The sequence below is a fragment of the Shuttleworthella satelles DSM 14600 genome, assembly GCF_000160115.1.
Classification (GTDB): Bacteria; Bacillota; Clostridia; order Lachnospirales; family Lachnospiraceae; genus Shuttleworthia; species Shuttleworthia satelles.
Map to the genome: position 1 here is coordinate 1,139,008 of NZ_GG665866.1, position 20,011 is coordinate 1,159,018.

Genomic DNA, 20,011 nt, shown 5'->3' on the forward strand with positions numbered 1-20,011 from the left:
CGTAACCTGCGATCAGACACAGAAGGAGAAACTCATGAAACGCTTTCTTCGCGGCGCCAGACACAACAGACAGATCTATGCCTTCGCCCTGCTTGGTCTGCTCTTGATTCTCTTTCCCGGGCAGATCACCAGCTATGCCTCTGAGCTGATCGGCGGTCTTATGCTTCTCTACGGAGCATTTGACCTCTTTATGCATCACTTCTACAGGACCCATCATATTCACACAGGGACCTCCCTTCTCTATCTGATCCTGGGTGCGGTCATCCTCTTTCAAACGCAGCAGGCTCTTGTCACAATAGGCATCACATGGGGTATCATATCCCTGCGCGAGGGGGCTTATGAAATCGATGAGATCCTCAACGGCAGGAAGATCACGATTCCTCAGGCTATTATGCTGTTCCTCTCTTTCATCTTTGCCGCCATGCTCCTCTTCGACCCCTTCCATCATTTTGAGTTCCATGTGCGCCTGGTCGGCTTTGAGATGATCTTCGACACCCTGGATTTCATGTGGGCAGAGCGCAGCCGCACGAAGACAGAAAGAGCTCCCTCCGAAGAGGGAGCCGATGGGGATCAAAAATCATAAATTCCCTTCACTGCAGCAAATTCGCATTTCATGATGTGGGATCTTTTCCCTTTACATTTGGGAAAATCCTCGCGTATTTCTGGTCCGGAATGTCTGCGAAAAACAGGTGACAGCTCCTGCAGACATAGGATTTCAGATTCATATTGGTCAGGTTGCTCGTTAATTGTATTGATTTTTTTGTCTTTTCAATGAGGTTTCCACCATCGGGGATCCACTTCATGCCAAGTCGATCAGGAATAACCCAGCCGATTTCCGCCTCGTTTCCGCAAATTGGGCATTTTCTCATGGGTATTACCCTCCATATTTTTTATACTGAATATTATTTAATATCTCTCTAGTTCTGTTAGAAATATTTTATATGGTTTCAATTCAGCTGTCTTCAGATTTTGTAATATGATAACTAATCCAATCTTTTCAGCTTACAGTTCAGCATATTCATACTCCATATTTGTCGAGAGCTTCACCATCTCAAGAAGAATCCTGGTCACCCTGGCCATGTCCCTCTCCTGCCAGGACTCCGCGTCAATGGATACCAGTCTCTGAAATTGCCGCAGCAGGCGCTTTTCATTTACCATATTTGCCTCAGATATCTCATTCTCTCTTCCGTCACGATATAGATTCAGATATCTCTCTTGCGCTTCTCCAGGCGCAATATGGACTCAGATCTCCTCTTTGGAAAAAGATAAACCCGCCCCATCCCTATTCACAAGGGATGGGGCGGGCTCATCAGCACATTTTGTCCTGATACCATACAAAATGATATCTCCATTTAAAACACAGATATCAATGCGACAGTCAGCTTTTTTGTCTCAGAAAAGAGACAAGCTTCTCAGAGAACAGTCGACCTTCCTGAAAATCATACCGCCAACTACTCGGCATCGCTGTCGGTGTAAGCGGTCTCAACATCCTCATCGTGAGCGAAACGGGAGTTGGAGTCATCAAGAGCCTTCATGGAAAGACTGATCTTGTGATCCGCCTCGCGGAACTCGACGATAACCGCGGTAACCTCCTGACCTACAGAGAGAATGTCAGAGGGCTTGTCGACATGATCCTTAGAAATCTGAGAGACATGGAGCAGGGCGTCAATGCCGGGAGCAAGCTCAATAAAGGCGCCGAAATCAGTCATGCGGGCAACCTTACCGGCAACAACGGTACCGACAGCGAACTTCTCAGACGCGCCGTTCCAGGGATTCTCATCAGCGAACTTGCGGGAGAGGGCAATCTTGGTTCCGTTGATCTCCTTGATGAAGACGCGAACCTTGTCATCCACATTGAATACCTTGCGGGGATTCTCAACGCGGCCCCAGCTCATCTCAGAGATGTGCAGAAGTCCGTCGATTCCGCCCAGGTCTACAAAGGCGCCAAAATCCGTGATGTTCTTGATGGTGCCCTCAATGATGTCGCCAACCTTGAGCTTCTCCAGAAGATCCTTCTGGATCTCGCTCTTGCGCTCTACAAGAATCATCTTGCGATTGCCGATGATTCTTCTCCTGCGGGGATTAAACTCCGTGATCTTGAACTCGATTTCCTGGCCCAGATACTTGTTCAGATCGCGCTCATAGCGGTCAGATACAAGACTTGCCGGGATGAAGACTCTGGTTCCCTCGATCTCGACAGAAAGGCCTCCCTTGAGAACCTGTGTCACAGGCGCTTTGAGCACTTCCTCGTTCTCGAAGGCCGCCTCAAGCTTCTGGTTGCCCTTCTCCTGGAGCAGTCTCTTGTATGAAAGACTCACCTGACCCTCTCCGTCGTTCACCTTGGTGACAACGGCCTCCATAGTATCGCCAACCTTATGCAGGGTGGTCAGATCCAGGTTGGAATCATTGGAGTAGTCACTTCTTAAGATGACGCCATCGGACTTGTAGCCGATGTTCAGGATGATCTCGTCCGGCTTAACGGATAAAATCGTGCCTTCCACTACCTCTCCATTTCTGATTGTCTTAAGACTCTCTTCCAGCATTTGTTCAAAACTCATTTCTGACATTAGTTTGAACCTCCTTTATAATTTTTTGTGGGGTGCTGGCCCCTGCTGTTATGCCTACATTTTGAATGGATTGTAGTACCGACACATCAAGATCATCTATGGTCTGGATAAAGTATGTTTGCTTGCATTCACGGCTGCAGATCTCATACAACTTCTGTGTATTGGAACTGTTTTTGCCACCAATAACCAACATGACATCTGTCTTGCGTGCGATCTCGTAAGCGTCTCTCTGACGCTCTTCCGTCGCATTGCAGATCGTATTAACAGCGGTAATATCATATCCTTTTTGCTCAAGTATTTCAACCAATTGGCCAAATTTCTTATAGTTGAATGTAGTCTGAGAGACCACAAGCAGCTTGTCATTTTCGGACAGGGTAAATGCCTCCGCCTCTTTTTCTGTCGTGATCGCGGTATAGGGGCTTCCCGCCGGGATCCAGCCGATGATCCCCTCCACCTCCGGATGTCTCGCGTTGCCGATGATAAGAATGTGATAGCCCTCCCTCGCGTATTTCTCCACCAGGCGGTGAATGCGAAGAACATTGGGGCAGGTGGCGTCCACCAGCGTAAATCCGTGATCCTCCAGGTCATGATAGACCTTCGCTGTGATCCCGTGAGAGCGCAGGATTACAATGCCGGGCTCATACTCAGACAAATCATGCCCTTCCTCGATGACTGCGACCCCTCTCTTTTCAAAATCCCGGACGACAATCTCATTGTGGATGATGGGACCATAGGTGTAGATCGGCCCCTTCCCCCTGGCGATTTCCTGATCGACCATGTCGACGGCCCTCTGCACACCGAAGCAAAAGCCGGCGGAAGGCGCCAAAATCACGTTTTTCATTTTATTTCCTCTTCTGCCAATTGCAGGATCCGCTCCACCACCTGATCGATGGACATTTGAGAAGAGTCGATCCGAACCGCATCCTTGGCCTGCGCTAAGGGAGAGATCTTACGGTGCATATCCCTGTCGTCTCTCTCCTCGATGTCTCTTTGAATCTGCTCCAGATCAAAGGCTTTCCCCTGGGCCTCATACTCTTTTGCCCTGCGCAAAGCGCGGGTCTTTGCCGACGCGGTCAGATAAATCTTGAGGGATGCGTGGGGCAAGACGGTCGTGCCGATATCTCTCCCATCCATGACCAGATTTTCCTGGGCCGCCAGTTCTCTCTGCAGACAGGTCAGCTGGTCTCTGACCTTTGGGTAGATACTGCTGGCAGAGGCGGCATTTCCAACCTCTTCCGTGCGGATCAGGCCGGAGACATCCTCCCCATTGAGGAGAACCTCCTGTTGTCCCTCGCGATAGCGAAGGGATACATGGCAGTCTTTGACCTGCTTTGAGACAGCGTCTTCGTCACTTAAATCCACTCCTGACCGAAGCAAAAAGAGGGCAATGGCCCGGTACATGGCCCCAGTGTCGACATAGAGATAGCCGAGTTCCTTTGCCACCCGCCTGGCGATAGTTGACTTTCCTGCCCCCGCGGGGCCGTCAATTGCGATATTCATATACATGATACGCCTCTTTTCTCTTTCATATCCAAATCAGAGCACTCCATCAAAAAACCCGCTCAAGACTCCGCCGCGGACATCCCGGCCAGATATCCTGTCGACCAGGCCACCTGCAGATTAAAGCCGCCGGTCAGAGCATCCACATCGATGAGCTCCCCGGCCAGATAGAACCCTTTTACCAGCCTGGACTCCATGGTAGAAGGATTGATTTCTTTGACGCAAATCCCACCCTGGGTGATGATAGCCTCTGAAAATGACCGGGTTCCGGTCAGAGTCAGGGGAAAGTGTTTTAGGCAGCGCATAATCCGCTCCCGGTCTTCCCTTGTGAGATCATGCATCTTTTTGTCCTGGTCAATCCCGGTCCTTGCGATTACAAGCGGTATCAGCTTGGATGGGAGGAGTCCTCCGTAGAGATTCTTATAGGACTTGTTGATCTTATCCCTGATCTCCCTCTGCAGTCTGGCGTCAAGCTCCTGCTCGCTTACAGCGGGCTTTAAATCAATCTCCGCCCGCAGAATTCCTTCTTTTCGAAGACGTCTGCCAAGGATACTGGCCGCAGACAAAATCAGGGGACCGGAGACCCCGAAATGGGTAAAGAGCATCTCTCCAAATGCCTCGTAAAGTTTTTTCCCCTGCTTGCCGAAAACCTTAAAGCTGACATTGCGCAGGGAGAGTCCCTGCAAGGTAAGGAGGTCATCTTCTGCCACAGTCACAGGTACCAGACCGGGGATCGGCTCCTTTATGGAATGTCCCAGGCTCTCAGCCATCCGGTAACCGTCCCCGGTCGACCCCGTCGAGGGGTAAGACAGACCTCCGGTCGCAAGGATGACGGCATCCGCCCGCAGTTTTCGCCCGTCTTCAAGAATCAGACCGGTGACAGCGCTCGTTTCTCCTGCCTCAAGCACCAGATCCCTGACCCTGCAGGAAAGCCAGATCTTGACTCCCGCTTTCCTACAGAGCCCAGCCAGAGTATTGGTCACGTCCGAAGCGTGATCCGACTGCGGAAAGACCCGGTTTCCGCGCTCGACCTTGCAGGGCATTCCCCCCTGAGCAAAGAGCTCCATTACCCTCCGATTGTCAAGGCAATAGAAGGCGGAATACATAAACTTTGGATTTGTGACCAGATGCGAGAAGAATTCCTCCGGATCACAGGCGTTTGTGAAATTACACCTGCCTTTTCCGGTGATGTAGATCTTCTTGCCCAATTTCTCATTTCTCTCCAGGAGAGTGACCTTAGCCCCATGACTTGCGGCGGCGTATGCTGCCATAAGCCCGGCAGCGCCGCCGCCGACAACGATGATCTCAGGCATGCTTCACCTCGCCCGGATAGTCCATCCCAAGGGAATCGTCCGATGGATTGAGCTCATCGATCCCATCAAACGCATACTCTCTGACAAGCTCCTCCAAAGTCTTCATCTGTCTTGCGACCGCGCTCTTCCTCTTTCTGGCCATGGCGACCAGAAGGGCGTTGATCAGGCTCATGGGAGCGACCAGGGACTGGGCGATTTCGTTGAGCTCTACCTGTGCTGTCAGATTGCAGGAGGAATAGAGGTTCATGGGGGATGTGACCCGGTCTGTCAGAGAGATCACCTTGGCGGAACGGGCATTCGCGAACTCCATCGCCTTTAAGGTCCGCATGGAATAGCGGGGAAAGCTGATCCCAAAGAGGGTGTCTTTGGATCCGATATGGATCATCTGCTCAAAAATCTCTGAGGTGTTCAGACTGGTGATCATATGGATATCGTCTCTGACCAGGCGCAGGTATGAGACCAGATACATGGCCAGGGGCGCGGACGCCCCTAGCCCCACAATGTAGACATTTTTAGCTGACAGGATAATGTCGACCGCCTCATCGAAAGCATTCTGGTCCGTCTGCCGGAGAGTCTCCTCCAATTGATGGCGATCAGACTCCAGGATCTGGGCCAGGATCTGAGATTTTCCGGCTCTTTTATTCTGGCTCTTGATCTCCTGTCGCTCCATCAGACGATTCTTGACATTGTCCTCCAAGTCCCTGCGAAAGGCCGGATAACCGGAGTAGCCGAGCGACATGGCGAAGCGGACCGCTGTGGACTCAGAGACGCCGACCGCTCTTCCAAGCTGAGCCGCCGTCATAAAAACCGCCTGATCATAATAATCCGCTATATAATTGGCGATCCACTTCTGTCCCTTGCTCATCCTGCTGTAGTCGGCATTGATGCGGGCCATCAAGTCATTTTTCACTGCCATATCCGCTGCCCCTTTCCTCGCGATACACCCATTCATTATAAAAAAGAGGACCGCCCTTTGTCCAATCGCGTTAACTAAAGGGCAAGCCGGGAATTGGCTGGTGAATTGACGGTGAATTGGCTGAAGGATGATTCGGGAACTGACCGAAGAGAAAAGCCGGGACATTAAACAAAAAGAATAGCCGGGAAGACCTGCTCTGTCCTCCCGGCTCTTTCGTTTTTATTCCAAGAATACGTTATCGCCAGCTCACTGACATCTCTCCGTCTATATCGCGCATATCCATATACCAGACAAGGAAATGCAGGATCAGATAAAGGGCAAATAAAATGAGGGCAATTATCCCAGGGAAGGATGTGCCATACACTGCATTCCTGCCAAGCAAAAATGCACTCCAGCTGCAGACCAGCGCAAGGTTCCTTGCTCCTACCAGGGCCTTGCCCGCCCCCTTTTCCTTATGGTCTGATTCTCTGACCGCAGTTCCGTCATCCATCCAGTAAGCGACGATCTGGCATATGAAGATCAGGAGAGCCGCACTGATTTGAATGAAAAAAACATTCCAATCTTCCCTCAGTATACAAATACATTCCACCAGAAAGGCAAAGCCTGAGAGGAAGTAGAACGCGCTCCTTAATCCTTGGCTTTTCATCCCGGCATAGAAATCATAGGCAGCCAAAAGAAGTAAGGACACCGAGAGCATTAGGATCCTCATTGGAAAATAAAATGTCAAACAAATCGCAATCATCATCCACGCCAGAAGAAACAGCGCCTCAAGGGTAATTCTCAAGTTCTTATGCTTCATCTTCCCCTCCTGTTAAGTGATTCCTGTCCCCTATCAATCATATATCCGATCTCTATACACAATATATCAGACTTCTATACGCCGCCAGACGCTTCTACTCCATTTCTCCCCTATAACAGCTGTTACTAAATATAATCTAACACGATTGCACACAGTTTGTCCACGAAGTTAAAATCCGGTTTGGAAAAAGCTGGTTTAGCCGGTTTAGACCGGTTTATCTTCGATGGCTTTCAATCCAGGAAACAGAGAAATCTACAATATCGCGTTGCCTCATGAATCTGGAATCGGCGTTACCCACCTTACCTGCACTTGCAAGTCCTGTTTTATCAAAGGCACTTCCGATCTCCTCAAAATCTGCTCCGTCAACAAACAAGGTACTGTATGCCTTCCATACGCGCACCCCCTTTTCAAGGATGGCGCTGTGTTCGACGCAGTTATGTTTCCCCGGATATGTTGCACGTACATCTGCCAAGTGAATCGATGTATTCTTGTCATATCCGACGCCCAGTAACAATACCTTTGCGTCAAGTTCATAGAGCTTTGCGATCGGTGAACCCTCTCCAAATATATTGGAAAGGCTATGTTCTGCCGTAATATAGGCAGCATGTTTTCCCCATGCGCACAGGGATCTTGCCGGATGATCTGTTCGGATGCTGCCTGGCCATTGTCGAAACATTTCCGCAACAGCTCCCATCGTATTGGTCGGTGTGATCTCTTTGTCATATGCCGGCCAGTTTTCTCTGATGATATTCCAGTCTGACTTGTCTGCATCCCAATGCACACCTGTTTCGGGATCCAGATTTTTCCATGACTGTGTCGGCATTACAATGGTACCTTCAGATGTCACCACTTCCATGAGGGCTTCTATCACAGCCTGTGCCCCGCCGCATACATATCCAATGTTCTTTAAGGATGTATGTACCATAACAATATCCCCTTTTTTCAAACCAATTCCTCTTAATCCCTGCACGATATCTTTTTTACATACCACTTTCATCATCTTTACCTTTTCCCATCAAAAAATTGCAAATTTGCCAGAGATTGCGAATTAAAAACGGGATACTCGCTCCGCGGGTATCCCATCGTTCATGACAATGGAATACTCGCAGAGCGTGTATTCCATTGTTTGTGAAATATATCTTTAAAAAACGATACGCAAGAAAGCATGGCTTTACACAGGATAGGCCCCGTTCTCGCTGTCTGCCAGCTTGGCGTCCATCTTGGTCTGCTGAGCCTGACGGTACTTGAAGTACTCGACAGCAACCTGAGGGAAGAGGGCATAGGACAAGGTATCCTCATCCTGCTGTTTGTAAGGAGCAACTGCCTTTTCCATTTCCGGGAGCTGGGGTTCTATCAGATCCGCCGCCCGACAGCTGATCGCCTCAGACTTACGATCGCCTAGAGCTTTCTCGACAACCTCAGGATTAAAGGGTTTCTCGGTCTTTCCGTATTTACCCAGGAGCAAATCCTTGGTCTGATCCGTCACGACCTTATAGCGCTCTCCCATGAGGACATTGAAGACGGCCTGTGTCCCCACGATCTGTGAAGAGGGGGTAACCAGAGGGGGCTCACCCAGATCCTTGCGGACGCGGGGTACTTCCTCGAGGACCTCCTGCAGCTTGTCAGACTTTCCCTGCTCCTTGAGCTGTCCGATCAGGTTGGAGAGCATTCCTCCGGGAACCTGATACATGAGGGTCTTGATATTAACTCCCAGAACCTTGGGATCCAGGCGGCCATTATCGATGTACTTCTGGCGAATGGGAGCAAAGTACTCGGCGATCTCTGCCAGCTTGTCCAGATCCAAGCCTGTATCATAGGGAGTATCCTTGAAAGCCTCAACCATGACCTCAGTCGCCGGCTGTGAAGTCCCCAGGGCAAAGGGGGAAATGGCAGTATCGATGATATCAGCGCCTGCCTCAACCGCCTTCATCAGGGTCATGGAGGCTACGCCGGAGGTGTAGTGAGTATGAATCTCTATCGGCAGATCCGTCGCGGATTTTAAGGCGCTGACAAGCTCGGTCGCAGCCTTGGGAATCAGCAGCCCGGACATGTCCTTAATGCAGATGGAATTGGCTCCCATCTCTTCAATGCCCTTGGCCTTCTTCATCCAGTAATCTAAGGTATAGGCGTCACCCAGGGTATAGGACAGGGCTACCTGGGCGTGTCCCCCCTCCTTAACCGTCGCCTTGACCGCCGTCTCTAAATTGCGCAGGTCATTCAGGCAGTCAAAGATACGCACCACATCAATTCCATTGGCCACAGACTTCTGTACGAAGTACTCCACAACGTCATCTGCATAGGGCTTATAACCTAAGATATTCTGTCCGCGAAAGAGCATCTGCAGAGGCGTGTTCTTGAAGCCAGCTTTGAGCTTGCGCAGACGGTCCCAGGGGTCTTCCTTCAAAAAACGCAGGCAGGCATCGAAAGTAGCTCCGCCCCAGCACTCCACTGCATTATAGCCGATCTTGTCCATGGCCGGAACAATGGGAAGCATCTCCTCCGTCGTCATGCGGGTTGCAATCAGAGACTGGTGGGCATCACGCAGAACCGTCTCTGTAATCTTTAATTTCTTATCAGCCATGTATCTCTCCTCTCAACAAGTGATACAAGTGTTTCCTCCCTGCATTCGCATTCCCGCTCTGCTCCGCATCGCTTCATGCTCATGCAGGGGATTTTCCTGTCGTCTTGATGATCACCGGATTGCTCCGCACTTCGCGCTCCCGCAATCCTCCCCTGCATTCGCATTCCCGCTCTGCTTCGCATCGCTTCATGCTCATGCAGGGGATTTTCCTGTCGTCTTGATGATCACCGGATTGCTCCGCGCTTCGCGCTCCCGCAATCCTCCCTGCATTCGCATTCCCGCTCTGCTTCGCATCGCTTCATGCTCATGCAGGGGATTTTCCTGTCGTCTTGATGATCACCGGATTGCTCCGCGCTTCGCGCTCCCGCAATCCTCCCTGCATTCGCATTCCCGCTCTGCTTCGCATCGCTTCATGCTCATGCAGGGGCGCCTCTCAAAGTTGGTGTATCGCGCTTTGGTGAGCGAGCTCCCCACGCGCAATACACCAGCTTTGCTCGGCTGTGATCATCATATCCCAAATATTGCCATGAAGACGCCGGCCGCGACAGCCGTGCCGATAACGCCGGCGACATTGGGTCCCATTGCATGCATCAAAAGGAAGTTGGTCGGATCCTCTTCTGCACCCACCTTCTGGGAGACACGGGCGGCCATCGGCACAGCGGATACTCCGGCGGACCCGATCAGAGGATTGATCTTGCCGTGTGTGATATGTGATAAGATTTTTCCCAGGATCACACCTCCGAAAGTACCGAAAGCGAAGGCAATCAGACCCAGAACAACGATTTTGATCGTCGTCACATTGAGGAAGGCCTCCGCGGAAGTAGAAGCTCCTACGGAAGTTCCCAGCAGGATAACGACAATGTACATCATGGCATTGGACGCGGTCTCTGTCAGCTGACGAACCACACCGGACTCACGGAAAAGATTGCCCAGCATCAGCATCCCGACCAGGGGCGCCGTCGTGGGAAGGACAAGGCAGACAATGATCGTCACAATGATAGGAAAAAGAATCTTCTCCAGCTTGGACACCGGACGAAGCTGCGCCATATGTATGGACCGCTCCTCCTTGGTCGTGAACAGCCTCATGATCGGAGGCTGAATGATGGGCACCAGGGACATATAAGAATACGCCGCCACGGCGATCGGCCCCATCAGAGCCGACTGTCCCAGCTTGCCCGCCAGGAAAATCGATGTAGGACCGTCCGCTCCTCCGATAATGGAAATGGCCGCTGCGGCCTTGTCGGAAAATCCCATAAAGATGGCCAGAAGATAGGCCAGATAGATCCCCAGCTGAGCAGCCGCCCCCATCAAAAATGAAATAGGGTTGGCGATCAGAGGACCGAAGTCAGTCATTGCCCCGACGCCCATAAAGATGAGAGACGGTAAGATGGACCACTCGTCCAGCTGGTAGAAATAGTAGAGCAAACCTCCTACGCCGTTGCTGGTATCCTCCGGACTTGCGATAATATCGGGATAGATATTGACCAAGAGCATGCCGAACGCAATCGGCACCAGCAAGAGGGGCTCAAAGCCCTTCTTGATCGCAAGAAAGAGGAAGACGCAGGCCACGCCGATCATGACATAATTTCCGGGAGTGAGACTCGCGAAAGCTGTCTGACCGAGGAGGTTTGTTATCGTCTCCAAAACATAACTCATGAATTATTTCCTCCTGGAAAGGCTCGCTTAGTTCATGGTGGCCAGAAGATCACCGGCCTCGACCTGCTGTCCCTCTGTTACTTCGATTGACGCGACGGTACCGTCCTGGGCAGCAACAACCGGGGTCTCCATCTTCATAACCTCAAGGGTTAAAACTGTATCCCCCTTCTTGACCGCGGTTCCCACAGGAACATTGAGCTTAAAGACCTTGCCTGCGGCTCCGGCCTCAATGCGAACAGATCCTGCTCCACTGCCTGCCGCAGGGGCTGCAGGGGCTGCTGCGGGAGCTGCGACGGCCTGGCTGCGTGGGGCGGATGCGGATCCGGCTCCCTCTTCTACAGTGACATCATAGCTCTTGCCGTTAACGGTGATCGTATAGTTTTTCATGGTGACTTCCTCCTGATTAATATCTTCTCTTGATGGACCGAACGACGAAATCATCGGTCGAGCTTCCGGTGGACGCAGCAATCGCTGCGGAAACAATGGCGACTAGCTCAAGATCGTCGGCATCTTCTCCTTCATCCTCATCTTCCTCCAGGAACTCATCTATCAATGGTTTCTTGACAGACGCGCCGGAACCGGGAATGAATTTGAAGAGACTGATCAAAATTGAGATCAGGATCAGCATGAAAAATACCGTTCCCATGCCCATGAGGACATTGAGTCCCGCCTTGCCCATGGTCTCGCCTAACCCATAGACTTGCTCAATGTTGATGGATGTGACCTCCATGGTCTTGGCCTTCATCACATAGGTCAGCTTTAAGTCGCGCTTGCTGTACTTAAGGATCTGTGTCGCGGTCAGGGTCTTTCCTGACTTACTCAAAGTGAATTTGCCGTAGTCCTGGAAATCTCCCGCCTGGTCGCGGTTTTCGGCCCAGTTTTTAAACATCTCGGCATAGACCGCAGCATTCTCTTCCTTTGTATTCTTGCTGTAGTAGTTCTGATACTGTCTGGCTTCATCGGCGGACAAAGCCTGCAGCTGACCGGCCGTCTTTTGAATCACAGACTGAATATCCTGCTCAGAGTAGCCATTGTAGTCCGTCCTGGCGCTGCCGCAGGCAGTCAGAAGAAAAATGCTGATCAAGGTCAGAGCGAGAATTCTTACTTTCTTTCTCATAGTCTCACCTTTCTTACTTGGTCCCGTGCTTCTTGAACGCGAAATCCTCTCTCTTTCCAAGGAGCATTTCAAAACCGGCAATCAGGTATTTTCTCAAATCCTCGGGAGCGACAATCCGGTCGACAAAGCCTCGGCCTGCCGCCGTGATGACGCCTGACTGCTTCTCTGCAAATGCCCTGGCCTGCGCCGCCTGCTCTGCCTGATCGGCAGAAGCATACATGACCTGGGCGGCCAGACTGGCGTCCATAATCTCAATCTGCGCATCGGGCAGAGCGAAGGTTAAATCAGCGCCGACAGACTTGGCGTTCATAGCTAAAAATGCCGTTCCGACAGCCTTCTTAGTAATTACATTGATCTTGGGAACCGAGGCGGAGGCCAGAGCGTAAATCAGACGGGCCGCAGCCTGTCCCAGGGCCTTCTCCGCATAGAGACTCGCCTCATAAGAAGCCACGTTGGTCAAACTGAGCAGAGGAATATCAAACGCGTCGCAGAAGCGGACAAAATCAGCCGCCTTATAAGCCCCATTGACTGTCAGCTGATTGCCGTCATCCCGGTCATCGCACTTCTGCGTGTTGCCGAAGATGCCGACCGTAATTCCGCCGAGCCGGATAAAGCCTGTGGTCATCTCTTTGGCATATCCTGCCCTGGTCTCAAAAAACACATGCTGGTCGGCGAGCTCCGCTGCGGCGGCCCGGGCATCGTCTCTCTTGACATCCAGCCCTTCGGCGGCGCGATTCAAATCATCAGAGGCCTCAGCGACCTCTCCCTCCTGCAGATTGGAGCCGGGAACAAGAGAGATCATAGAGCGGATCTGAGACAGAATTTCTTCTTCGCTTCCAATTCCATCCGCGTTACCTGCCTCAAACTGAAAGGCAGCGGAGGCAGTATCTAAGGTCTCCTCACTGTTGCCGGGAATTGCGTTGGCGGAGTTGATGAAGAGTCTGGCGCCTTCCTCGATAAAGGTGAAATCTGATATCGATGTCAGAATTCCCAGACCTCCGCCGCAATTACCAAAGACCGCTGTCAGCTGAGGAATCACACCGGAAGCCGCAACTGCGCTGGCATAAATCCGTCCGACCGCGTCCAGGGCGTCTATAGATTCCTGCAGACGAATCCCGGTCGAATCGAGAAGCCCGATCACTGGCGCTCCGACCTTGACTGCCATTTCGTAGAGCTGGCAGATCTTTCTGGCATGCATCTCGCCGACGGATCCGCCCATCACCCCGGCATCCTGGCTGTAGACAAAGACCAGATTCCCGTCGACGGTTCCGTGACCGATCACAACACCGTCAGACGGAGCCTTCTGCTCCTGAGAATTAAAATCCGTACTTCTTGAAGTCACAAGCGCTCCGAGTTCCACGAAGCTGTGCTCATCGAGAAGAGATTCGATTCTTCGGAACGCAGGGCTTGTTGCTACATTACTCATGCTCATTCCTCCATATATTATGATCTCTCTCACGCATTTTTATATGCTCTTTGCAGAAAAAACGCGTTCTACTGGCCCTGTCCCCCGAAAAAGGTCCAAAAGCCGACTAAATAATAGTATCTCTCTTATCTGGATAATTCAACTGAATGAATCGCTAAATAATCAGATATCCACCTCCATCTCTGCGGCCTCCTCGGAGGCCTCCTGACGGAACTCCTCGACCTGGAGAGGGCTCATGGCCGGCAGTTCATCCAGGGAAGAAACCCCGAAGGAACGCAAAAACTGCTCCGTCGTTCCAAAGAGCATGGGTCTTCCCGGAGCGTCCAGCCGTCCCAGCTCCTCAATCAGGTCATACTCCACAAGCCGACTGATGGCATGATCTGAGGATACCCCGCGAATCTTGTCCACCTCCGCCTTCGTGACCGGCTGCTTATAAGCCACAATCGAGAGGGTCTCAAGCATGACATCCGTCAGGACCTGTTTTTTGGGCTGTCTGGCAATTTTAATCAGTGACTCGTAAATATCAGTACTGGTGCACATCTGATAGGCGGACTCCAAAGAGATGATCCGCATTCCCCTATCCTGAAGCTCATAGTCCCGCTTCATCTGCTCCAGACAGTCGGTCACCTGAGAAAGCGGAATCTGAAGAGCCTGCGCGATACGCGTTGGCTCAACGGCATCTCCCATGGTAAAGAGAATTCCCTCGACTGTCTTATAGAGTTCTTTCTTCTCCATGATTCCCTACTCCTCCGTCAGTCTGGACTCGATCTCGATCTCTCCGAAGCTCTCCTCCTGACTGACCACAATATTTCCTGCCTTCATCATTTCAAGAATGGCCAAAAAGGTCACGACAAGTTCCGTTCGGCTCTTCGCCCCCTGTAAGAGACTTCGGAAGGAGAAACGCTTTCTCGTCCGGGCGAATTTTCTCAAGTCGTCGATCCTGTCATCAACAGAGACCTCTTCCCTCTTGATATTGCCGAATTTGGCCCGGATGGGATCAATCCGCCGCTCCTGTCTGAGCAGTGCCTCCCGAAAGACCTCATAGAGCCGGTTCAAGTCGACGCCGGACTCTTCAATCAGCTGATTGGGATCTACCGGCGGCTCATAGGCCCGGACCTCTTTCGGAATCGAGGCCCTGTGGTAGAAATGCAGCCTGGCCGCCGACTGCTGATCCCTCAGCTGGTCGGCCATATATTTATAGAGCTTGTATTCCAGAAGCTGACGAACCAGGTCTGCCCTGGGGTCCTCTTCCTCCTGAGCTTCCTCTCCGTCAGACTTGGGAAGAAGCATCCGGGACTTGATATCAAGAAGAGTGGCTGCCATGACCAGAAATTCACTGGTCACATCTAAAGACTCCTCCTTCATAGCCTCCATATACTCCATATATTGTCTGGTGATTTCGACAATCGGAATATCGTAGATATCGACCTTATTCTTGTCAAGGAGATGCAGGAGCAGGTCTAAGGGCCCCTCAAATGTCTCCAGTTTCACGTTGAGTTCCATAAAATCTCCGACAGCGACACAGAAGAAAAATCACAAAAAAATCCGCTCGCAGGAAAGATCCGGCGAGCGGGGTCAGGCTTTTAAAGTCACTGAGCCAGGTCAGACGACTTCATCGAGAAAGACATGCGACCCATCTTATCCTTGCCCATGCAGACCACTTCGACGATATCGCCCAGGGTCAGTACATCCTCAACGCGGTCAATTCTCTGGTTGGCAATCCTGGAGATGTGCACCATCCCCTCCTTGCCGGGGGCGAATTCGATGAAAGCGCCGAATTCCTTGATGGAAACCACCTTTCCTGTCAGATGCTGTCCCTTCTCAAAATCCATCGTGATAATCTCTACCAGACGGACCGCCTCGTCGATTGCGGCCTGATCCATCGCCGAAACAGAAACTGCGCCGGACTCGTCAATATCAATCTTGGCTCCGGTGCGATCGATGATCTCGTTGATGGTCTTGCCTCTCTGACCGACCACATCGCCAATCTTGGACGGATCAATCTGGATCTGCACAATCTTGGGAGCGTACTTGGACAACTCGGCGCGCGGCCGGTCGATCGCCTTTGACATGCAGTTGTCCATGATAAAGAGACGGGCCTCATGGGTTCTTCGGATGGCCTCCTCAACGATGGTCCTCGTCAGACCGTGGATCTTGATATCCATCTGGATGGCCGTGATGCCGTCTTTCGTCCCGGTCACCTTGAAATCCATGTCCCCAAAGAAATCTTCCAGACCCTGAATGTCCGTGAGCAGAACATAGTCGTCATCGTCCTCCCCTGTTACCAGTCCGCAGGAAATGCCGGCAACCATCTTCTTGATGGGAACGCCCGCCGCCATCAGCGACATGCAGGAAGCGCAGGTAGAGGCCATGGAAGTAGACCCGTTTGACTCAAAGGTCTCTGAGACAGCGCGAATCGCGTAAGGGAAATCCTCCACGGTGGGCAAAACCGGAAGCAGCGCTCTCTCCGCCAAAGCCCCATGGCCGATCTCCCGCCGTCCGGGTCCCCTGGAGGGCTTGGTCTCTCCCACAGAGTAAGAGGGGAAGTTATACTGGTGGATGTAGCGTTTATTTGTCACATTGGCGTCCAGTCCCTCTACCCTCTGCACCTCTGACAGGGGCGCAAGGGTGACAATATTACAGATCTGGGTCTGTCCTCTGGTGAACATGGCGGATCCGTGCACGCGGGGGATCAAATCCACCTCCGCGGACAGAGGGCGGATCTGATCCAAGGCGCGGCCGTCAGGCCGCCTGTGGTCTTTCAGGATCATCTTCCGAACCGTCTTCTTCTGGTACTGATAGACCGCGGAATCCAGGACAGCCAGGTAATCCTCACGGTCAGCGAAAGCCTCGGCCAGGCGCTCTGTCACCCTGCGGATATTCTCCTCCCGAACCTGTTTTTCATCGGAGAACACAGCCTCTTCCATCTGCTTTGGAGTCACAATCTTCTTCATTTCCTCGAACATCTGCCGGTCAATTGCCACATGTTCATAATCGTGCTTGGCCTTGCCGACCTCAGCAACCATCTGATCAATCAGGGCAATAATGGTCTGGTTGACGTCATGCGCCTTGTAGATCGCCTCAATCATCTCCTGATCAGACAGCTCATTGGCCCCGGCCTCGATCATGATAACCTTGTCTCTGGTGGATGCCACCGTCAGACGCAGGTCTCCATTGTCCCAGTCAGACTGGGAAGGATTGATCAGCAGATCCCCATTGATCATCCCCACCTGTGTCATGGCGCAGGGGCCGTCGAAGGGAATATCAGAAATCGCGGTCGCCATTGCCGTGCCAATCATAGCGACCAGTTCCGGTCTGCAGGAGGGATCCACGGAGAGCACCAAATTGTTCAGGGTGACATCATTGCGGTAATCCTTGGGAAAGAGAGGCCGCATCGGACGATCAATCACGCGGGCGGTCAAAACAGAGTTCTCGCTGGCCTTACCCTCTCTCTTGTTGAAGCCGCCGGGAAACTTGCCGACCGAGTAGTACTTCTCCTCGAATTCGACGGACAGAGGGAAGAAGTCAATCCCCTCTCTGGGCTTTTCGCTGGCAGTCGCCGTACACAGAAGCGTCGTCTCCCCGTAGCGGATCATAACCGCCCCGTTGGCCTGCTTGGCGACCTTGCCCACTTCGATCTGAAGTTCCCTTCCGGCTAATTCCATCCTAAATGTCTTCATACAAACCTTCTCCACTGATACAAACCCACTATAAAACATCATCTACAAGCGCAACCTGCGGCTATGTGATTTTTATAAAAGCAATGGAATGTGAGCCTCTCATACATTCCCTTGTCAAAAATAAAGCGGAGTGATAATCACTCCGCCTAAGAAATTCTTATTTACGCAGACCCAGGCGCTCGATTAAGGAACGATATCTCTCAATATCCTTGTCCTTGAGATAGCCCAGGAGATTGCGTCTCTTTCCGACCATCTTCAGAAGACCGCGGTTGGAATGGAAATCCTTGGGGTTCTTCTTCATGTGCTCGGTCAGCTCATTGATGCGAGCCGTCAGAACTGCAATCTGTACCTCGGGTGAACCGGTGTCGTTCGCTCCCTTGGCGTACTCGTTGATAATTGCTGTCTTTTTGTCTTTTGCGATCATTCGAATCCTCCTTATTTCAATCGATTCGCCGCTACCAAGTGCGGGTCGGAGTTTCCGCGCACTGAGTATGGCCTCAATTACCGATAGATCATACCATACCTGCTCTTAATATAGCAAGCTGTATTTCACTCCGAAAGACTCTCCGGGTGACGGCTCACGTATCTGGCAATCTGCTCTTTATCTCTGCCGATCTGCAGCTTCAGGGCCTTTATATCCTCGAATTTCTTCTCATCTCTCACAAAGTGCAGAAAATCAATTCTGGCCTCCCTTCCATAGATATCTCCCTCAAAGTCCATCAGATAGGTCTCGATCCCGGGCGCGCGTCTGCCCTCAATCGTCGGCTTGACGCCGACATTGGTCATGCCCCAGTAAGACTTTGTCCCCATCACTACTCTGGTTACATAGACCCCATAGCGGGGCAGAAGTTTGTCCTCAGGCGGAGAGAGATTGATGGTCGGAATTCCGATCGTCCGCCCGATTTTTCTGCCGTGAACAATCTCTCCGTAACAGAAGAAATCGTAGCCCAGGAGGGCATTCGCCTCTTCGATCTGCCCCCCTGTAATCAGACGGCGGATGCGGCTGGAAGAGATATCCTCCCCGCCCTCCTTGAGCTTGGGAATAATCAGGGGGCGAAAGCCAAGCTCCGAAGCCAGTTGCTTAAGGGTCTCAACATCTCCCGCCCCGCGATAGCCAAAGTGAAAGTCCTCTCCCACGACCAGCGTTCGCATAGACAGGTCATGAACCAGCTGTCGAAGGAAGGCTTCCGGCTCCATACGCGCAACCTTTTCGTTGAATTCCCATTGGAGCAGGCAGGAAATTCCGGTCCTCTCGAAGAGCATGCCTCTCTCCCTGTTATCCACGATGTTAAAGCGATCCTGATCCAGAAATCTGCGAGGGGATGTCTTAAATGTCAGGGCAACTGAGACCAGTCCTCTTGTCTCCTCCTCCCTGGTCTTATCTATCAAAAGGCGGTGTCCCCTGTGAAGGCCGTCAAACTTGCCCACACAGACAGCGCTGTCTTCCATTATCCGATCCTGCGCGGGACCATAGAGATAGATCATAGCCTCTCCTCATAGAAGAAGTTCTTCAGGCGAAGTCCCTCCTCGCATCTCACATAAATTCCAAGAAAAACCCCGTCAGACAGATAGACCCGAAAGGCCAGTCCCAGACCGGCCTTTCGCCAGTCTGACCCTGTCCGCGACTGCTTTTCCCCCTCATAAAGACAGGTTATCCCCTCTGTCTTCTCCGCGATGGGAGCCCCGTTTTTCCCCGCCTTCGTCAGTCCCTCTGGAAGCTTTAATGCCGGAAGATCCGCGAAGACAGCGTCAACCGGATAGAGAATGTCTTCCAGTCTCCCGGCGGCGGCTGCTTCCTGGATCTGATCCAGCCGCAGCGCGTTCTTACTGTCAAAATCCCCTACCCGGATTCGCTCCAGGGCGGCCATAGATGCTCCGCATCCGAGGGCGTCCCCGATATCCGAGCAAAGGGTACGGATATAGGTTCCCTTGGAACAGGTCACCTCCATTATGACATGGGGTAATTCCATGGATAGAATCTGAATGTCATAGATCACGATGTGACTGGCCCTGCGTTCCAGCTCAATCCCCTGCCTGGCGTAATGATAGAGTCTCTTTCCTCCCACCTTCCTGGCTGAGTACATGGGCGGAATCTGATCCTGCGGGCCGAAAAAGGAGGCGACCTCTCTTTGAATCTCATCCTCACTGACCGAGACTGGATTTCGTTCGAGAATTTGCCCCGTCATATCCTGGCTGTCCGTTCGTATTCCCAGCTGCATATCGGCGATATAGGTCTTGGTCCAATTCGCCATGAGATTCACCGCCTTGGTCGCCCGACCGATACAGACCGGGAGAACCCCTCTGGCAGCCGGATCCAGAGTCCCGGTATGACCGATTTTTCTAATATGCAGGATTCCCCGCAATTTGGCCACCACGTCAAAGGAAGTGAAGCCGGGCTCTTTGTAGACATTGAGGATTCCGGATCTCATCTTTTCTCCATTGCAATCTATTGAACA

General features: G+C 51.9%; 21 protein-coding genes. 1 reads left to right on the forward strand and 20 read right to left on the reverse strand.

What is annotated here, in order from left to right:
* The first annotated feature begins 34 nt into the window (after positions 1 to 34).
* Complete coding sequence (locus tag GCWU000342_RS05140) at positions 35 to 583, forward strand: DUF308 domain-containing protein (RefSeq protein ID WP_006906241.1); 549 nt, start codon at positions 35 to 37, stop codon at positions 581 to 583.
* Between the two features lie 28 nt (positions 584 to 611).
* Here the strand turns inward: GCWU000342_RS05140 and GCWU000342_RS05145 are convergent, their stop codons facing one another.
* The 20 genes from GCWU000342_RS05145 to truB all read right to left on the reverse strand — a co-directional run bounded on the left by GCWU000342_RS05145 (position 612) and on the right by truB (position 19,984).
* Positions 612 to 869: a PF20097 family protein gene (locus GCWU000342_RS05145; protein ID WP_006906242.1), complete on the reverse strand. Its 258-nt coding sequence runs from the start codon at positions 867 to 869 to the stop codon at positions 612 to 614.
* Between the two features lie 133 nt (positions 870 to 1,002).
* Positions 1,003 to 1,158, reverse strand: coding sequence for a hypothetical protein (locus GCWU000342_RS10460; protein ID WP_006906243.1), 156 nt, complete (start codon positions 1,156 to 1,158; stop codon positions 1,003 to 1,005).
* A gap of 293 nt (positions 1,159 to 1,451) precedes the next feature.
* Complete coding sequence (rpsA, locus tag GCWU000342_RS05150) at positions 1,452 to 2,567, reverse strand: 30S ribosomal protein S1 (protein WP_044958960.1); 1,116 nt, start codon at positions 2,565 to 2,567, stop codon at positions 1,452 to 1,454.
* Entirely contained in the window at positions 2,548 to 3,408 is an 861-nt protein-coding gene (ispH, locus tag GCWU000342_RS05155) for a 4-hydroxy-3-methylbut-2-enyl diphosphate reductase (protein WP_006906246.1), read from the reverse strand. The genes rpsA and ispH overlap by 20 nt, the downstream gene beginning before the upstream one ends.
* Positions 3,405 to 4,073, reverse strand: coding sequence for a (d)CMP kinase (gene cmk / locus GCWU000342_RS05160; RefSeq protein WP_006906247.1), 669 nt, complete (start codon positions 4,071 to 4,073; stop codon positions 3,405 to 3,407). The genes ispH and cmk overlap by 4 nt, the downstream gene beginning before the upstream one ends.
* A gap of 56 nt (positions 4,074 to 4,129) precedes the next feature.
* Entirely contained in the window at positions 4,130 to 5,380 is a 1,251-nt protein-coding gene (locus tag GCWU000342_RS05165; protein ID WP_006906248.1) for a BaiN/RdsA family NAD(P)/FAD-dependent oxidoreductase, read from the reverse strand.
* Positions 5,373 to 6,296 (reverse strand): MurR/RpiR family transcriptional regulator, encoded by a 924-nt coding sequence (locus GCWU000342_RS05170; protein ID WP_045000338.1) that lies wholly within the window; start codon positions 6,294 to 6,296, stop codon positions 5,373 to 5,375. Before GCWU000342_RS05170 ends, GCWU000342_RS05165 begins: the two co-directional genes overlap by 8 nt.
* A 235-nt stretch (positions 6,297 to 6,531) precedes the next feature.
* Positions 6,532 to 7,095 carry a hypothetical protein gene (locus GCWU000342_RS05175; protein WP_006906250.1) on the reverse strand — a complete coding sequence of 188 codons (564 nt, stop codon included), beginning with the start codon at positions 7,093 to 7,095 and terminating at the stop codon, positions 6,532 to 6,534.
* A 214-nt stretch (positions 7,096 to 7,309) separates the two neighbouring features.
* Complete coding sequence (locus tag GCWU000342_RS05180; protein WP_006906252.1) at positions 7,310 to 8,095, reverse strand: aminoglycoside N(3)-acetyltransferase; 786 nt, start codon at positions 8,093 to 8,095, stop codon at positions 7,310 to 7,312.
* Positions 8,096 to 8,266: 171 nt separating this feature from the next.
* A complete protein-coding gene (locus tag GCWU000342_RS05185) occupies positions 8,267 to 9,676 on the reverse strand; it encodes an oxaloacetate decarboxylase subunit alpha (protein ID WP_006906253.1) in 1,410 nt (469 codons plus the stop codon).
* A gap of 507 nt (positions 9,677 to 10,183) precedes the next feature.
* Positions 10,184 to 11,332: a sodium ion-translocating decarboxylase subunit beta gene (locus GCWU000342_RS05190; RefSeq protein WP_006906254.1), complete on the reverse strand. Its 1,149-nt coding sequence runs from the start codon at positions 11,330 to 11,332 to the stop codon at positions 10,184 to 10,186.
* A gap of 27 nt (positions 11,333 to 11,359) precedes the next feature.
* Entirely contained in the window at positions 11,360 to 11,719 is a 360-nt protein-coding gene (locus tag GCWU000342_RS05195; protein ID WP_006906255.1) for a biotin/lipoyl-containing protein, read from the reverse strand.
* 16 nt (positions 11,720 to 11,735) lie between these two features.
* Positions 11,736 to 12,449 carry an OadG family transporter subunit gene (locus GCWU000342_RS05200; protein ID WP_006906256.1) on the reverse strand — a complete coding sequence of 238 codons (714 nt, stop codon included), beginning with the start codon at positions 12,447 to 12,449 and terminating at the stop codon, positions 11,736 to 11,738.
* Between the two features lie 13 nt (positions 12,450 to 12,462).
* Positions 12,463 to 13,875, reverse strand: coding sequence for a carboxyl transferase domain-containing protein (locus tag GCWU000342_RS05205; protein ID WP_045000340.1), 1,413 nt, complete (start codon positions 13,873 to 13,875; stop codon positions 12,463 to 12,465).
* Between the two features lie 162 nt (positions 13,876 to 14,037).
* On the reverse strand, positions 14,038 to 14,610 hold the full coding sequence (gene scpB / locus GCWU000342_RS05210; RefSeq protein WP_006906258.1) for an SMC-Scp complex subunit ScpB: 573 nt from the start codon (positions 14,608 to 14,610) through the stop codon (positions 14,038 to 14,040).
* A gap of 6 nt (positions 14,611 to 14,616) precedes the next feature.
* Positions 14,617 to 15,378 carry a segregation and condensation protein A gene (locus GCWU000342_RS05215; protein ID WP_006906259.1) on the reverse strand — a complete coding sequence of 254 codons (762 nt, stop codon included), beginning with the start codon at positions 15,376 to 15,378 and terminating at the stop codon, positions 14,617 to 14,619.
* A gap of 86 nt (positions 15,379 to 15,464) precedes the next feature.
* Complete coding sequence (locus GCWU000342_RS05220; RefSeq protein ID WP_045000342.1) at positions 15,465 to 17,555, reverse strand: polyribonucleotide nucleotidyltransferase; 2,091 nt, start codon at positions 17,553 to 17,555, stop codon at positions 15,465 to 15,467.
* Positions 17,556 to 17,712: 157 nt separating this feature from the next.
* On the reverse strand, positions 17,713 to 17,979 hold the full coding sequence (gene rpsO / locus GCWU000342_RS05225; protein ID WP_006906262.1) for a 30S ribosomal protein S15: 267 nt from the start codon (positions 17,977 to 17,979) through the stop codon (positions 17,713 to 17,715).
* A gap of 125 nt (positions 17,980 to 18,104) precedes the next feature.
* Positions 18,105 to 19,040: a bifunctional riboflavin kinase/FAD synthetase gene (locus GCWU000342_RS05230; RefSeq protein ID WP_006906263.1), complete on the reverse strand. Its 936-nt coding sequence runs from the start codon at positions 19,038 to 19,040 to the stop codon at positions 18,105 to 18,107.
* Positions 19,037 to 19,984 carry a tRNA pseudouridine(55) synthase TruB gene (gene truB / locus GCWU000342_RS05235; protein WP_006906264.1) on the reverse strand — a complete coding sequence of 316 codons (948 nt, stop codon included), beginning with the start codon at positions 19,982 to 19,984 and terminating at the stop codon, positions 19,037 to 19,039. The genes GCWU000342_RS05230 and truB overlap by 4 nt, the downstream gene beginning before the upstream one ends.
* Positions 19,985 to 20,011 lie beyond the last annotated feature (27 nt).